The sequence below is a fragment of the Pseudomonas sp. RC3H12 genome (assembly GCF_018596375.1).
In the GTDB taxonomy this organism is placed as follows: domain Bacteria; phylum Pseudomonadota; class Gammaproteobacteria; order Pseudomonadales; family Pseudomonadaceae; genus Aquipseudomonas.
Map to the genome: position 1 here is coordinate 4312902 of NZ_CP075595.1, position 15098 is coordinate 4327999.

11 protein-coding genes, 4 tRNA genes and 2 rRNA genes are annotated in these 15098 nt (G+C 56.8%); all 17 read right to left on the reverse strand.

Features of this window, described 5'->3' with window-relative positions; translation table 11 throughout:
• Positions 1-14 precede the first annotated feature (14 nt).
• The 17 genes from rpoB to KHO27_RS19740 all read right to left on the reverse strand — a co-directional run bounded on the left by rpoB (position 15) and on the right by KHO27_RS19740 (position 14955).
• On the reverse strand, positions 15-4088 hold the full coding sequence (gene rpoB / locus KHO27_RS19660; protein ID WP_031314438.1) for a DNA-directed RNA polymerase subunit beta: 4074 nt from the start codon (positions 4086-4088) through the stop codon (positions 15-17).
• Positions 4089-4308: 220 nt separating this feature from the next.
• A complete protein-coding gene (rplL, locus tag KHO27_RS19665) occupies positions 4309-4674 on the reverse strand; it encodes a 50S ribosomal protein L7/L12 (protein WP_003255496.1) in 366 nt (121 codons plus the stop codon).
• 77 nt (positions 4675-4751) lie between these two features.
• The gene (rplJ, locus tag KHO27_RS19670; protein WP_023628748.1) at positions 4752-5252 is read right to left on the reverse strand and encodes a 50S ribosomal protein L10; all 501 of its coding nucleotides are present in this window, start codon (positions 5250-5252) and stop codon (positions 4752-4754) included.
• Positions 5253-5450: 198 nt separating this feature from the next.
• A complete protein-coding gene (rplA, locus tag KHO27_RS19675; RefSeq protein WP_023628747.1) occupies positions 5451-6146 on the reverse strand; it encodes a 50S ribosomal protein L1 in 696 nt (231 codons plus the stop codon).
• Complete coding sequence (rplK, locus tag KHO27_RS19680) at positions 6146-6577, reverse strand: 50S ribosomal protein L11 (protein WP_011531881.1); 432 nt, start codon at positions 6575-6577, stop codon at positions 6146-6148. The genes rplA and rplK overlap by 1 nt, the downstream gene beginning before the upstream one ends.
• Positions 6578-6696: 119 nt before the next feature.
• Positions 6697-7230 (reverse strand): transcription termination/antitermination protein NusG, encoded by a 534-nt coding sequence (gene nusG / locus KHO27_RS19685; RefSeq protein ID WP_023628746.1) that lies wholly within the window; start codon positions 7228-7230, stop codon positions 6697-6699.
• A 9-nt stretch (positions 7231-7239) separates the two neighbouring features.
• On the reverse strand, positions 7240-7608 hold the full coding sequence (secE, locus tag KHO27_RS19690; protein ID WP_023628745.1) for a preprotein translocase subunit SecE: 369 nt from the start codon (positions 7606-7608) through the stop codon (positions 7240-7242).
• Positions 7609-7652: 44 nt separating this feature from the next.
• Positions 7653-7728: transfer RNA gene (locus KHO27_RS19695), tRNA-Trp, on the reverse strand.
• A gap of 54 nt (positions 7729-7782) precedes the next feature.
• Entirely contained in the window at positions 7783-8976 is a 1194-nt protein-coding gene (tuf, locus tag KHO27_RS19700; protein ID WP_038707241.1) for an elongation factor Tu, read from the reverse strand.
• A 79-nt stretch (positions 8977-9055) separates the two neighbouring features.
• Positions 9056-9131: transfer RNA gene (locus KHO27_RS19705), tRNA-Thr, on the reverse strand.
• 28 nt (positions 9132-9159) lie between these two features.
• Positions 9160-9233, reverse strand: a tRNA-Gly gene (locus KHO27_RS19710).
• Between the two features lie 24 nt (positions 9234-9257).
• Positions 9258-9341: transfer RNA gene (locus KHO27_RS19715), tRNA-Tyr, on the reverse strand.
• Between the two features lie 152 nt (positions 9342-9493).
• On the reverse strand, positions 9494-9919 hold the full coding sequence (locus KHO27_RS19720; RefSeq protein WP_214500662.1) for a hypothetical protein: 426 nt from the start codon (positions 9917-9919) through the stop codon (positions 9494-9496).
• Between the two features lie 11 nt (positions 9920-9930).
• Positions 9931-10680: a pantothenate kinase gene (locus tag KHO27_RS19725; RefSeq protein WP_110703882.1), complete on the reverse strand. Its 750-nt coding sequence runs from the start codon at positions 10678-10680 to the stop codon at positions 9931-9933.
• A complete protein-coding gene (birA, locus tag KHO27_RS19730) occupies positions 10670-11629 on the reverse strand; it encodes a bifunctional biotin--[acetyl-CoA-carboxylase] ligase/biotin operon repressor BirA (protein WP_102684361.1) in 960 nt (319 codons plus the stop codon). Before birA ends, KHO27_RS19725 begins: the two co-directional genes overlap by 11 nt.
• 179 nt (positions 11630-11808) lie before the next feature.
• Positions 11809-11924: ribosomal RNA gene (rrf, locus tag KHO27_RS19735) — 5S ribosomal RNA — on the reverse strand.
• Positions 11925-12061: 137 nt separating this feature from the next.
• A 23S ribosomal RNA gene (locus tag KHO27_RS19740) occupies positions 12062-14955 on the reverse strand.
• Between the last annotated feature and the right edge of the window lie 143 nt (positions 14956-15098).

The following is a 15098-nucleotide window of genomic DNA, read 5'->3' on the forward strand; positions in this document are numbered from 1 at the left end:
CCTCGCGTCACGTGTTATTCGGTTTCCAGATCGATATCGATACCGAGGGAACGGATCTCTTTGATCAACACGTTGAAGGACTCGGGCATGCCCGGCTCCATACGGTGATCGCCATCCACGATGTTCTTGTACATCTTGGTACGGCCGTTCACGTCGTCCGACTTCACTGTGAGCATTTCTTGCAGGGTGTATGCCGCGCCGTATGCTTCCAGCGCCCACACTTCCATCTCCCCGAAACGCTGACCACCGAACTGCGCCTTACCACCCAGCGGCTGCTGGGTAACCAGGCTGTAGGAACCAGTGGAACGCGCGTGCATCTTGTCGTCCACCAAGTGGTTCAGCTTGAGCATGTACATGTAACCAACGGTCACCGGACGCTCGAACTTGTTGCCGGTACGGCCATCGAACAGCACCATCTGGCCGCTCTCTGGCAGATCTGCCAGTTTCAGCATGGCCTTGATCTCACGCTCCTTGGCACCGTCGAAGACTGGAGTGGCCATCGGCACGCCCTTCTTCAGGTTGTTCGCCAGGGCGATGATCTCTTCGTCGGTGAACTCTTCCAGGTTCTCCTGACGACCACCGATCTCGTTGTAGATCTCGGTGAGGAAGGTGCGCAGTTCAGCGGCTTTGCGCTGCTCTTCGATCATGCGGTCGATCTTCTCGCCCAGGCCCTTGGCCGCGAGGCCCAGGTGGGTTTCAAGGATCTGACCGACGTTCATACGCGAAGGTACGCCCAGCGGGTTCAGTACGACGTCGACCGGAGTACCGTTGGCGTCGTGCGGCATGTCTTCGACCGGCATGATTACCGAGACGACACCCTTGTTACCGTGACGACCGGCCATCTTGTCACCCGGCTGGATGCGACGGCGGATTGCCAGGTAGACCTTGACGATCTTCAGTACGCCCGGAGCCAGGTCATCGCCCTGCTGCAGCTTGCGCTTCTTGTCTTCGAACTTGTCGTCCAGCAGGCGACGGCGATCGACGATGTACTGCTGAGCCTTTTCCAGCTGCTCGTTCAGTGCATCTTCGGCCATGCGCAGTTTGAACCACTGGCCGTGCTCCAGACCGTTCAGCACGTCGTCGCTGATCACGGTGCCTTTCTTCAGGCCCGCGCCACCGTCAACCACCTGGCCGTTCAGAGCCGAACGCAGACGCTCGAAGGTCGCGCCTTCGACGATGCGGAACTCTTCGTTGAGGTCCTTGCGGATCTCGTCCAGCTGCATCTTCTCGATGGCCAGGGCGCGGCTGTCGCGCTCGACGCCATCACGGGTGAAGACCTGTACGTCGATGACGGTACCCTTGGTGCCGGTCGGCACACGCAGGGAGGTGTCTTTGACGTCGCTGGCCTTCTCACCGAAGATCGCACGCAGCAGTTTTTCTTCCGGAGTCAGCTGGGTCTCGCCTTTCGGAGTGACCTTGCCGACCAGAATGTCGCCAGCGCCGACTTCGGCACCCACGTAGACGATACCGGCTTCGTCCAGCTTGTTCAGCGCAGCTTCACCGACGTTCGGGATGTCCGCGGTGATTTCCTCTGGGCCAAGCTTGGTGTCACGGGCCACACAGGTCAGTTCCTGGATGTGGATCGTGGTGAAGCGATCTTCCTGAACCACACGCTCGGACAGGCAGATGGAGTCTTCGAAGTTGAAGCCGTTCCACGCCATGAACGCGATGCGCATGTTCTGACCCAGTGCCAGTTCACCCATGTCGGTGGACGGGCCGTCGGCCATGATGTCGCCACGCGCAACCTTGTCACCCTTGCTGACCAGCGGACGCTGGTTGATGCAAGTGTTCTGGTTGGAGCGGGTGTATTTGGTCAGGTTGTAGATATCCACACCTGCTTCACCGGTCTCGACTTCGTCGTCGGCAACGCGCACGACGATACGGCTGGCGTCGACCGAGTCGATCACACCACCGCGGCGAGCAACCACGCAGACACCGGAGTCACGGGCAACGTTGCGCTCCATGCCGGTACCTACCAGCGGCTTGTCGGCGCGCAGGGTCGGTACAGCCTGACGCTGCATGTTGGAACCCATCAACGCACGGTTGGCGTCGTCGTGCTCGAGGAACGGAATCAGCGACGCGGCAACCGAAACTACCTGCTTCGGCGAAACGTCCATCAGGGTGACGTCTTCCGGCGCCTTGACGGTGAATTCGTTCAGGTGACGAACAGCTACCAGCTCATCGATCAGCTGCTTCTTGTCGTTCATCGCGGCCGAAGCCTGGGCGATCACGTGATCGGCCTCTTCGATGGCGGACAGGAACACGATGTCGTCGCTGACCACGCCTTCCTTCACCACACGGTACGGGCTTTCCAGGAAGCCGTACTGGTTGGTGCGAGCATAGGCCGCCAGGGAGTTGATCAGACCGATGTTCGGACCTTCAGGGGTCTCGATCGGGCACACGCGGCCGTAGTGGGTCGGGTGTACGTCACGGACTTCGAAGCCAGCACGCTCACGGGTCAGACCACCAGGGCCGAGTGCGGAAACGCGGCGCTTGTGGGTGATCTCGGAAAGCGGGTTGTTCTGGTCCATGAACTGCGAGAGCTGGCTGGAACCGAAGAACTCTTTCACCGCTGCCGCAACCGGCTTGGCGTTGATCAGGTCCTGCGGCATCAGGCCTTCGCTTTCAGCCATCGACAGACGCTCTTTGACCGCGCGCTCAACACGCACCAGGCCAACGCGGAACTGGTTCTCGGCCATCTCGCCGACGCAACGGACGCGACGGTTACCCAGGTGGTCGATGTCGTCGACGATGCCTTTGCCGTTACGGATATCGACCAGGGTCTTGAGGACCTCGACGATGTCTTCCTTGCTCAGCACGCCCGAACCTTCGATCTCGGTGCGACCGATACGACGGTTGAACTTCATGCGGCCAACGGCGGACAGGTCGTAACGCTCGGCGCTGAAGAACAGGTTGTTGAACAGGGTCTCGGCGGCGTCCTTGGTTGGCGGCTCGCCTGGACGCATCATGCGGTAGATCTCGACCAGCGCTTCCAGTTGGTTGCTGGTGGTGTCGATCTTCAGGGTGTCGGAGATGAACGGACCGCAGTCAATGTCGTTGGTGTACAGCGTCTCGACGCGAACGACCTGGGCCTTGGCGATCTTCACCAGCAGGTCGGTGGTCAGCTCGGTGTTGCACTCGGCAATGATCTCGCCGGTAGCCGGATGCACGATCGCCTTGGCGGTGGTGCGACCCAGTACGTACTCCAGCGGAACGTCCAGCTCTTTCACGCCAGCCTTTTCCAGCTGGTTGATGTGGCGCGCGGTAATACGGCGGCCTTGCTCGACGATGACCTTGCCGCTGTCGTCATGGATATCCATGACCGCAACTTCACCACGCAGACGCTGAGGCACCAGTTCCAGGCTGAGTTTCTCGCCGGAAAGGTGGAACACGTTGGTGGTGTAGAAGGTGTTCAGAACCTCTTCGGTGCTGTAACCCAGGGCACGCAGCAGTACCGAGGCCGGCAGTTTGCGGCGACGGTCGATACGTACGAACACGCAGTCTTTCGGGTCGAACTCGAAGTCCAGCCACGAACCGCGGTAAGGGATGATGCGCGCGGAGTACAGCAGCTTACCGGAGCTGTGCGTCTTGCCACGGTCGTGGTCGAAGAACACACCAGGCGAACGGTGCAGCTGGGATACGATCACACGCTCGGTACCGTTGATAACGAAGGTACCGTTTTCAGTCATCAGGGGAATTTCACCCATGTAGACTTCTTGCTCTTTGATGTCCTTGATCGCTTTATTCGACGATTCCTTGTCGAAGATGATCAGGCGCACCTTCACCCGCAGCGGGACCGCGAAGGTCACACCGCGCAGGACACATTCCTTCACATCGAAAGCCGGCTCGCCCAGGCGATAGCCGACGTACTCCAGGGCAGCATTGCCGGAGTAGCTGATGATCGGGAATACCGATTTGAAGGCCGCATGCAGACCGACGTCGCGGAACTGATCCTTGGATGCTCCCGCCTGCAGGAATTCGCGATACGAATCCAGCTGGATGGCCAGGAGGTACGGCACATCCATGACGTCCGGCAACTTGCTAAAGTCCTTGCGGATACGTTTTTTCTCAGTGTATGAGTAAGCCATCAGCATTCCCCAGCTTGGTCACCTGCTTGTTTGGCATCTCCCGGCGGGAGCAGCCAGAAAATCGTGCAAACCCTTTGGTTTGCGCCACCCTCTTGGGTGTCTTGCAGCTCGTTATCGGGGCCGACCTGATCGGCCACCAATAACGGAAAAAGGCCGGTGGCATAAGCCACCAGCCATCAGCCCTTCGCTTGACGCTCGGGCTGGCATCGCAAAGTCGAAATTACTTCAGCTCGACTTTAGCGCCTGCTTCTTCCAGCTTCTTCTTAGCGTCTTCAGCGGCTTCTTTCGAAACGCCTTCAGCTACAACCTGAGGAGCGCCATCGACTTTCTCTTTGGCTTCTTTCAGGCCCAGACCAGTCAGCTCGCGAACGGCCTTGATCACGTTTACTTTCTTGTCGCCGGCTTCAACCAGAACAACGTTGAACTCGGTTTGCTCTTCAACAACGGCAGCGGCAGCAGCTGGGCCGGCAGCGGCAACAGCAGCGGTAACGCCGAAGGTTTCTTCCATTGCTTTGATCAGCTCAACAACTTCCAGAACGGTTTTCTGGCCGATTGCTTCGATGATTTGCTCGTTAGTCAGAGACATGACTTAAATCCTGTATTGGGGTGACAGCCTACGCAGCTATCAAATTAAACGTATGATTTGAAAGAGTTTCCGGTGCCTTAGGCAGCGGTGGCTTCTTTCTGGTCGCGAATGGCTGCCAGGGTACGGGCCAGCTTGCTGGTAGCGCCTTGGATCACGCTCATCAGCTTCGCGATGGCTTCGTCGCGGGTCGGCAGGGTAGCCAACACGTCGATCTGGTTCGCTGCAATGAACTTGCCGTCAAACGCAGCTGCCTTGATCTCGAACTTGTCCTGACCCTTGGCGAACTCTTTGAACAGACGAGCAGCTGCGCCCGGGTGTTCGTTGGAGAAAGCGATCAGGGTCGGGCCAGTGAAGGCGTCGTTGAGGACACTGAATTCAGTGTCGGCAACAGCGCGCTTGAGCAGGGTGTTACGTACGACACGTACGTATACGCCAGCTTCACGAGCCTCTTTACGGAGTCCGGTCATTGCGCCTACAGTCACACCACGGGCATCAGCCACGACAGCGGACAGAGCGACTTTGGCAGCCTCGTTGACTTCAGCGACGATGGCCTTCTTGTCTTCGAGTTTAATTGCCACGGGTAAAACTCCTGCTTGTTACCGTTTCATCTGGCCGAAGCCGGATGTCGTTTTGGTGTCTGATTCGGTAAGGAACCGGGAGCACCATCTGCGTAGGCTGGTTGTTTAAGGCTTGCGCCGCCTACGGTCTTGGATAGCCCCCGCCAGGCAGGGACCCCAATTTTTGCTGCCGGCGAGCTTACACCCGCCGGCATGGTCTTACACGTCCAGCGAGCTCTGATCGATGATCAGACCTGGGCCCATGGTAGTGCTCAGGGTAACGCGCTTGACGTAGATACCTTTCGAGGAAGCCGGCTTGATACGCTTCAGATCAGCGATCAGGGCTTCAACGTTTTCCTTCAGCTTGCCAGCTTCAAAGCCGATCTTGCCAACGGAGGTGTGGATGATACCGTTCTTGTCGGTACGGTAGCGAACCTGACCAGCCTTGGCGTTTTTCACGGCAGTGGCTACGTCTGGGGTAACGGTACCGACTTTCGGGTTAGGCATCAGGCCGCGAGGACCCAGAACCTGACCCAGCTGACCTACAACACGCATGGCATCAGGCGATGCGATGACGACGTCATAGTTCAGGTCGCCGCCTTTCATTTCGGCAGCCAGATCGTCCATACCTACGCGGTCAGCGCCGGCAGCCAGAGCGGCTTCAGCAGCCGGGCCCTGGGTGAAGACAGCAACACGTACGGTCTTGCCAGTGCCGTGCGGCAGCACGGTAGCGCTACGTACGACCTGGTCGGATTTACGCGGGTCAACACCGAGGTTGACGGCGATGTCGTAGGACTCGACGAACTTGGCAGCAGGCAGCGAGGCCAGCAGAGTTGCCGCTTCTTCGAAGTTATAGGCCTTGCCTGCTTCGATTTTTTCGGCGATTGCCTTTTGGCGCTTGGTCAGCTTAGCCATTACACACCCTCCACGTTCAGGCCCATGCTGCGGGCAGAGCCAGCGATGGTGCGTACAGCAGCGTCCAGGTCAGCGGCAGTCAGGTCAGCCTGTTTGGCTTTCGCGATGTCTTCCAGCTGAGCGCGGGTAACGGTACCGACTTTAACGGTGTTCGGACGAGCCGAACCACTGGTCAGGCCAGCAGCTTTCTTCAGCAGAACCGAGGCAGGGGTGCTCTTGGTTTCGAAGGTGAAGCTACGGTCGCTGTAGACAGTGATGATCACTGGAGTCGGCAGACCTGGCTCTTGACCCTGAGTACGGGCGTTGAAGGCCTTGCAGAATTCCATGATGTTAACACCGTGTTGACCCAGTGCTGGACCAACGGGTGGGCTTGGGTTGGCCTGGCCGGCCTTTACTTGCAGCTTGATGTAAGCCTGAATCTTCTTAGCCATGAGCTACTCCAAAATCGGGTACAAACGCCAGATGGCTCCCCGGATGACTTGCGTTTTATCCCAGTGACGACAAAACCCCGCAGCACATAGGGCTGCGGGGTATGGGATGCTTCGTCCTGCTAGACCTTCTCGACCTGGCCGAACTCGAGCTCCACCGGAGTAGAGCGACCGAAAATGAGCACTGCAACCTGCAGGCGGCTCTTTTCGTAGTTAACCTCTTCGACGGTGCCATTGAAGTCAGCAAACGGACCATCAACGACTCGAACCACTTCACCCGGCTCGAACAACGTCTTCGGCTTCGGCTTGTCACTACCATCGGCAACGCGACGGAGGATGGCCTCGGCCTCTTTATCAGTGATCGGCGCAGGCTTGTCTGCGGTACCACCAATGAAACCCATGACCCGAGGGGTGTCCTTGACAAGGTGCCAAGTCCCTTCGTTCATTTCCATCTGGACCAATACATAGCCAGGGAAGAATTTGCGCTCGCTCTTGCGCTTCTGGCCGTTACGCATTTCAACGACTTCTTCGGTCGGGACCAGGATCTCGCCGAATTCGTCTTCCATGCCAGCCAGCTTGACGCGCTCGATCAGGGAGCGCATCACATGCTTCTCGTAACCCGAGTAAGCATGCACTACGTACCAACGCTTAGCCACGGGACACCCTTAGCCAACAATCAAGGAGACCGCCCAACCGAGCAGGGAGTCGAGACCCCACAGCAGCAGTGCCATAACCAGAACAACAGCCACGACAATCAGCGTGGTCTGAGTGGTTTCTTGGCGGGTCGGCCACACGACTTTACGGATCTCGGTCCGCGCTTCCTTCGCCAGCGTGAAGAACGACTTACCCTTCGCAGTCTGCAAGGCAACGAAGCCTGCAACCGCAGCCAGGGCGAGAAGTGCAAGAACGCGGTACAGGATCGGCGAGGCGGAGTAATACTGATTACCCACAACGGCGACAACCACCAAAGCCACTACAGCCAGCCACTTGAACAAGTCGAAACGCGATTCTTGGGCTTCAGTTTTGGGAGTCATCGGGGAGGATCCTGTAAGAAGAAAGCCAATCACACCGAGGTGAATGGCAGGTCAGGAGGGAATCGAACCCCCAACCTACGGTTTTGGAGACCGTCGCTCTGCCAATTGAGCTACTGACCTGTAACGCTGTATCAGGCCGGCCATTATACCGGCCTGATCAAGTAAATCAACTACTTATTCGATAATTTTTGCTACGACGCCGGCGCCGACGGTACGACCGCCTTCACGGATGGCGAAACGCAGACCGTCTTCCATTGCAATGGTCTTGATCAGGGTGACAGTCATCTGGATGTTGTCACCTGGCATTACCATTTCAACGCCTTCCGGCAGTTCGCAGTTACCGGTCACGTCAGTGGTACGGAAGTAGAACTGAGGACGGTAGCCTTTGAAGAACGGAGTGTGACGGCCGCCTTCTTCCTTCGACAGGACGTAGACTTCTGCGGTGAACTTGGTGTGCGGCTTGACCGAACCTGGCTTGACCAGAACCTGGCCACGCTCAACGTCGTCACGCTTGGTACCACGCAGCAGAACGCCGCAGTTCTCGCCAGCACGACCTTCGTCCAGCAGCTTGCGGAACATCTCAACACCGGTGCAGGTGGTGGTGGTGGTGTCACGCAGACCAACGATTTCCAGGGCGTCCTGAACGCGGACGATACCACGCTCGATACGACCGGTAACAACGGTACCACGACCCGAGATCGAGAATACGTCTTCGATTGGCATCAGGAACGGCTGGTCGATGGCACGAACTGGCTCAGGGATGTAGGCATCCAGAGTTTCTACCAGCTTCTTGACAGCGGTAGTGCCCATTTCGTTGTCGTCTTTGCCTTCCAGCGCCATACGAGCCGAACCAATGATGATCGGGGTGTCGTCGCCTGGGAAGTCGTAGGTGGACAGCAGGTCGCGAACTTCCATCTCGACCAGCTCCAGCAGCTCAGCGTCGTCTACCAGGTCAGCCTTGTTCAGGAAGACCACGATGTACGGAACGCCAACCTGACGGGACAGCAGGATGTGCTCACGGGTTTGCGGCATCGGACCATCGGCGGCCGAGCAAACCAGGATCGCGCCGTCCATCTGGGCAGCACCGGTGATCATGTTCTTCACGTAGTCAGCGTGACCTGGGCAGTCAACGTGAGCGTAGTGACGAATGTTCGAGTTGTACTCGACGTGCGCGGTGTTGATGGTGATACCGCGAGCTTTTTCTTCCGGAGCCGAGTCGATCTTGTCGAACTCAACGACGGCCGAACCGAAAACTTCGGAGCAGACGCGGGTCAGCGCTGCAGTCAGAGTGGTCTTACCGTGGTCAACGTGGCCGATAGTGCCGACGTTAACGTGAGGTAGCGAACGATCAAACTTTTCCTTAGCCATCGATACAGTCCTCCGCAGAAGAAATAGTCATACCGCTGATAAAACAAAGGCAGATATTTTCATATCTGCCTTGTTTATATGGAGCTCTTGAGCGGACTTGAACCGCTGACCTCACCCTTACCAAGGGTGTGCTCTACCAACTGAGCTACAAGAGCGAAACACTTTGTGCAACAACAGCAAACTTGGAGCGGGTAGCGGGAATCGAACCCGCATCATCAGCTTGGAAGGCTGAGGTTCTACCACTAAACTATACCCGCGGAGCTTGCAGCTCTCGCTAAAACTGGTGGAGGGAGAAGGATTCGAACCTTCGAAGCTCTCGCAACGGATTTACAGTCCGTCCCCTTTGGCCGCTCGGGAATCCCTCCAGATGTGGCCGGCATTCTATTTGTCTGCCGCCCCAGTGTCAAGCGTTTTTTCAAATTTTTTCAATCAAATCTGAAACTTAGCTGCTTTGACACTGCCTCCAGATCTACCACCTAAGTGATGTTCCCTGTGAAGCGGGCGCCATTCTATCAAGCTATTCAGCAGTTGCAATACCCTCGCACAAAATAATTTTGTGTTTTAAGTCTTTGAAATCCTTGGAAAGAGTCGAGAGCACAGCTGGGTCCAGCAAACGCTCGCTTTCCGGGGCAACCTTAAGCCAGAGCCCGTCGGCACCCGGTAGCTGACCAACCACTGGCAGGGCAGCGATATCCAGACTGACCAGCCGCTGACGCAAGGCCTCGAGTTGCTCGGGCGCAGTCATCCCCCCAACAACCAGACATTCGTCACGGCGTCGGGCGGGCGCCGCAACTCCGGTTTCACGCAACAGGCGGATTTCCTGCTGGGAACCTTTGTACAAAGCCAACGGGGCGACTTCCTTGACCCTCAGGGGAGCTTCCTGCTGATGCCACACGTAATAAAAGACGTTGAGCACAACCAACAGCAGAAACAACCAGCGCATAGTCAGTCACCTCAGTTCAATGGACAGGCCATGGCCAAACCGACGAATACCAGGTCCGGCACGATCCGAGCCTTCGGCGCCGCCTCCTGCACCAAGGGCGCATCACCACCGGTCAGAAAGACAGTGAAGTCCTCACCCCACATCGCCCTGGCCTGCTCGATCTGGGTACGGGCGAAGCCCTGGAGCATCAGCACACAACCACGCTCGACCGCCTCGACGGTCGAGCGCCCCGGCGCCAGGCTGTTCAGGGCGCGCTCGGCCGACGCATCGTCATAGCGAATACGCCGGGTATGGGTACGCAACTGGCTACGCATCAGCGGCATGCCCGGGCAGATGTAGCCACCAAGGTGCTCACCATTGGCCGCGACGAAATCGGCCTTGGCCGCAGTGCCGAAATCGATGACCAGGCAAGCACGCTTGGCCAGGTGATAGGCGCCCAGCGCCCCCAGCCAGCGGTCCATGCCCAGGCGCTGATAATCGTCATAGCCATTGCGCACGCCAGCCATTTCCCTCACAGGCTGGGCCACGTTTGCCTCGACACCGAACGAGGCCTGGATCAGCGCACACAGCGATGAAGTTTCCTCTTCACTGCGTACACTGACCATGCGGCAAGCAGTCAGACGCAGGCTCGAGAGCCCCGCGACAGCTGCGACCAATGCCTGGTCGGAGTCCACGATGCCACCACCGTTGATGGTGGCGTCGGCTGAATGGATGACGCGCCACTTGATAAAGCTGTTTCCACAATCGAGCTCAAGAATCATCACGCAACCTCAGGCTCAGCTCGCCGCCGCTGAAGCTCTTCTCCACACCATCGACCTCCAGACGCAAGCCGCCCTGGCCATCCACCCCCAGCGCGACGCCTTCGATACGCGAGGTGCCCGCGACAAGTGAAACTTTACGCCCCTGCCAAAGATGCGCCTGTTCCCATTCTTCCTGGAACGCAGCGAAACCATAGCGGCGATGGCGACCAAGCTCGTGTTGCAACTGCTGGCTGAGCACCGCCACCAGGTGGTTGCGATCCACCAATTGCCCAGCTTCGCCGCGCATAGAGGCCCATTGCTGATCGATCTGTTCGTTGCCCTGCATGTTTACATTGATACCAATACCCAGCACTACATGGCAGACGTCCGCAGGATCCCCGACCAGCTCCAGGAGGATCCCGGTGATCTTGCGCCCGCCGGCAAGGACATCGTTGGGCCACTTGAGCCCCACATCCTTTAGCCCGAACGCCTGCAGTGTACGCATTACCGCCAGGCCGACCACCAGGCTCAAACCCTCGAGCTGACGCATGCCACCATCGATGCGCAAGACCAGGCTGTAATAGAGGTTTTCGGCAAAAGGACTGACCCACGGGCGCCCGCGCCGACCGCGACCTGCACTCTGTCGCTCAGCCAGCACCAGAAACGGCGCAGCTTGCCCTTGCGCGACCAGCCTCAGCCCTTCGGCATTGGTGGAGTCGATGGTTTCGTGAATGAACACCGGCCATGGCTCGCCCTGGGAGAACTTGGCGATCGCCTGCGCTTCGAGCAGGTTCAACGGCGCCGCCAGCTGATAGCCGCGGCCACGGACCTTGTGAATGGTCAGGTTCAGTTCGCTCTCCAGGTGCTGCAGCTGCTTCCAAACGGCGCTGCGACTCACCCCAAGGGCGGCCCCTAGGGCTTCTCCGGAATGGAACCGGCCATCCTTGAGGAGGTTCAACAACTTCAGCATGCCAATCTCGACTCGAAATAAGGCTGGCATGATAGCCACGCCCCGAGGGCTTGCATAGGAAAAGGGCTACCGTTGGCATTGCAGGCGACGCGCTCCTACAAGGGAGCGCATCGACTTGCCAAAAGCACAAAAGACAAAACCCCTACCTGCTCGCGCAGATAGGGGTTTTGCGAAATGAATCTTGACGATGACCTACTCTCACATGGGGAAACCCCACACTACCATCGGCGATGCATCGTTTCACTACTGAGTTCGGGATGGGATCAGGTGGTTCCAATGCTCTATGGTCGTCAAGAAATTCGGTTGCCAGTACGTCCTTGCAGACATGCCAGCCAATTCGGATATGCGATATGTGTGGTTCGTCGCGAACTTTCGGTTCGTTTCGTCTTCACCACCACAATTTGGCCTCAGCGCAAATTGCTTGGGTGTTATATGGTCAAGCCTCACGGGCAATTAGTATTGGTTAGCTCAACGCCTCACAGCGCTTACACACCCAACCTATCAACGTCGTAGTCTTCGACGGCCCTTCAGGGAGCTCAAGGCTCCAGTGAGATCTCATCTTGAGGCAAGTTTCCCGCTTAGATGCTTTCAGCGGTTATCTCTTCCGAACATAGCTACCCGGCAATGCCACTGGCGTGACAACCGGAACACCAGAGGTTCGTCCACTCCGGTCCTCTCGTACTAGGAGCAGCCCCTCTCAAATCTCAAACGTCCACGGCAGATAGGGACCGAACTGTCTCACGACGTTCTAAACCCAGCTCGCGTACCACTTTAAATGGCGAACAGCCATACCCTTGGGACCGGCTTCAGCCCCAGGATGTGATGAGCCGACATCGAGGTGCCAAACACCGCCGTCGATATGAACTCTTGGGCGGTATCAGCCTGTTATCCCCGGAGTACCTTTTATCCGTTGAGCGATGGCCCTTCCATACAGAACCACCGGATCACTAAGACCTACTTTCGTACCTGCTCGACGTGTGTGTCTCGCAGTCAAGCGCGCTTTTGCCTTTATACTCTACGACCGATTTCCGACCGGTCTGAGCGCACCTTCGTACTCCTCCGTTACTCTTTGGGAGGAGACCGCCCCAGTCAAACTACCCACCATACACTGTCCTCGATCCGGATAACGGACCTGAGTTAGAACCTCAAGGTTGCCAGGGTGGTATTTCAAGGATGGCTCCATGAGAACTGGCGTCCCCACTTCAAAGCCTCCCACCTATCCTACACAAGCAAGCTCAAAGTCCAGTGCAAAGCTATAGTAAAGGTTCACGGGGTCTTTCCGTCTAGCCGCGGATACACTGCATCTTCACAGCGATTTCAATTTCACTGAGTCTCGGGTGGAGACAGCGCCGCCATCGTTACGCCATTCGTGCAGGTCGGAACTTACCCGACAAGGAATTTCGCTACCTTAGGACCGTTATAGTTACGGCCGCCGTTTACCGGGGCTTCGATCAAGAGCTTCGCTTGCGCTAACCCCATCAATTAACCTTCCGGCACCGGGCAGGCGTCACACCCTATACGTCCACTTTCGTGTTTGCAGAGTGCTGTGTTTTTAATAAACAGTCGCAGCGGCCTGGTATCTTCGACCGGCGTGGGCTTACGCAGCAAGTGCTTCACCCTCACCGGCGCACCTTCTCCCGAAGTTACGGTGCCATTTTGCCTAGTTCCTTCACCCGAGTTCTCTCAAGCGCCTTGGTATTCTCTACCTAACCACCTGTGTCGGTTTGGGGTACGGTTCCCAGTTATCTGAAGCTTAGGAGCTTTTCTTGGAAGCATGGCATCAACCACTTCGCGCTCTAATGAGCACTCGTCATCAGCTCTCGGCCTTAAGATCCCGGATTTGCCTAAGATCTCAGCCTACCACCTTAAACTTGGACAACCAACGCCAAGCTGGCCTAGCCTTCTCCGTCCCTCCATCGCAATAACTGGAAGTACAGGAATATTAACCTGTTTTCCATCGACTACGCTTTTCAGCCTCGCCTTAGGGACCGACTAACCCTGCGTCGATTAACGTTGCGCAGGAAACCTTGGTCTTTCGGCGTGCGAGTTTTTCACTCGCATTGTCGTTACTCATGTCAGCATTCGCACTTCTGATACCTCCAGCAAGCTTCTCAACTCACCTTCACAGGCTTACAGAACGCTCCTCTACCGCATCACCTAAAGGTGATACCCGTAGCTTCGGTGCATGGTTTGAGCCCCGTTACATCTTCCGCGCAGGCCGACTCGACTAGTGAGCTATTACGCTTTCTTTAAAGGGTGGCTGCTTCTAAGCCAACCTCCTAGCTGTCTAAGCCTTCCCACATCGTTTCCCACTTAACCATGACTTTGGGACCTTAGCTGACGGTCTGGGTTGTTTCCCTTTTCACGACGGACGTTAGCACCCGCCGTGTGTCTCCCATGCTCGGCACTTGTAGGTATTCGGAGTTTGCATCGGTTTGGTAAGTCGGGATGACCCCCTAGCCGAAACAGTGCTCTACCCCCTACAGTGATACATGAGGCGCTACCTAAATAGCTTTCGAGGAGAACCAGCTATCTCCGAGCTTGATTAGCCTTTCACTCCGATCCACAGGTCATCCGCTAACTTTTCAACGGTAGTCGGTTCGGTCCTCCAGTCAGTGTTACCTAACCTTCAACCTGCCCATGGATAGATCGCCCGGTTTCGGGTCTATACCCAGCGACTAAAGCGCCCTATTAAGACTCGCTTTCGCTACGCCTCCCCTATTCGGTTAAGCTCGCCACTGAATATAAGTCGCTGACCCATTATACAAAAGGTACGCAGTCACCTAACAAAGTAGGCTCCCACTGCTTGTACGCATACGGTTTCAGGTTCTATTTCACTCCCCTCTCCGGGGTTCTTTTCGCCTTTCCCTCACGGTACTGGTTCACTATCGGTCAGTCAGTAGTATTTAGCCTTGGAGGATGGTCCCCCCATGTTCAGACAAAGTTTCTCGTGCTCCGTCCTACTCGATTTCACTGGCAAGAGATTTTCGTGTACGGGGCTATCACCCACTATGGCCGCACTTTCCAGAGCGTTCCACTAATCTCAAACCAGCTTAAGGGCTGGTCCCCGTTCGCTCGCCACTACTAAGGGAATCTCGGTTGATTTCTTTTCCTCAGGGTACTTAGATGTTTCAGTTCCCCTGGTTCGCCTCTTGCACCTATGTATTCAGTACAAGATAACCAGCTTATGCTGGCTGGGTTCCCCCATTCAGAGATCTCTGGATCACAGTCTGTTTGCCGACTCCCCAAAGCTTATCGCAGGCTACCACGTCTTTCATCGCCTCTGACTGCCAAGGCATCCACCGTATGCGCTTCTTCACTTGACCATATAACCCCAAGCAATCTGGTTATACTGTGAAGACGACATTCGCCGAAAATTCGCACGTCGCTCTTTCGAGCAGAACTCACAAATTTTACCTTAGCCTGATCCACCCGCAGTGAAACGGGTGTTCAGTCTATTTCTATCACA

Coding starts and splice junctions, on each gene's coding strand:
- rpoB (WP_031314438.1), bottom strand. CDS start 4,088: ATGGCTTACTCATACACTGAGAAAAAACGTATCCGCAAGGACTTTAGC.
- rplL (WP_003255496.1), bottom strand. CDS start 4,674: ATGTCTCTGACTAACGAGCAAATCATCGAAGCAATCGGCCAGAAAACC.
- rplA (WP_023628747.1), bottom strand. CDS start 6,146: ATGGCTAAGCTGACCAAGCGCCAAAAGGCAATCGCCGAAAAAATCGAA.
- rplK (WP_011531881.1), bottom strand. CDS start 6,577: ATGGCTAAGAAGATTCAGGCTTACATCAAGCTGCAAGTAAAGGCCGGC.
- secE (WP_023628745.1), bottom strand. CDS start 7,608: ATGACTCCCAAAACTGAAGCCCAAGAATCGCGTTTCGACTTGTTCAAG.
- tuf (WP_038707241.1), bottom strand. CDS start 8,976: ATGGCTAAGGAAAAGTTTGATCGTTCGCTACCTCACGTTAACGTCGGC.
- KHO27_RS19720 (WP_214500662.1), bottom strand. CDS start 9,919: ATGCGCTGGTTGTTTCTGCTGTTGGTTGTGCTCAACGTCTTTTATTAC.
- KHO27_RS19725 (WP_110703882.1), bottom strand. CDS start 10,680: ATGATTCTTGAGCTCGATTGTGGAAACAGCTTTATCAAGTGGCGCGTC.
- birA (WP_102684361.1), bottom strand. CDS start 11,629: ATGCTGAAGTTGTTGAACCTCCTCAAGGATGGCCGGTTCCATTCCGGA.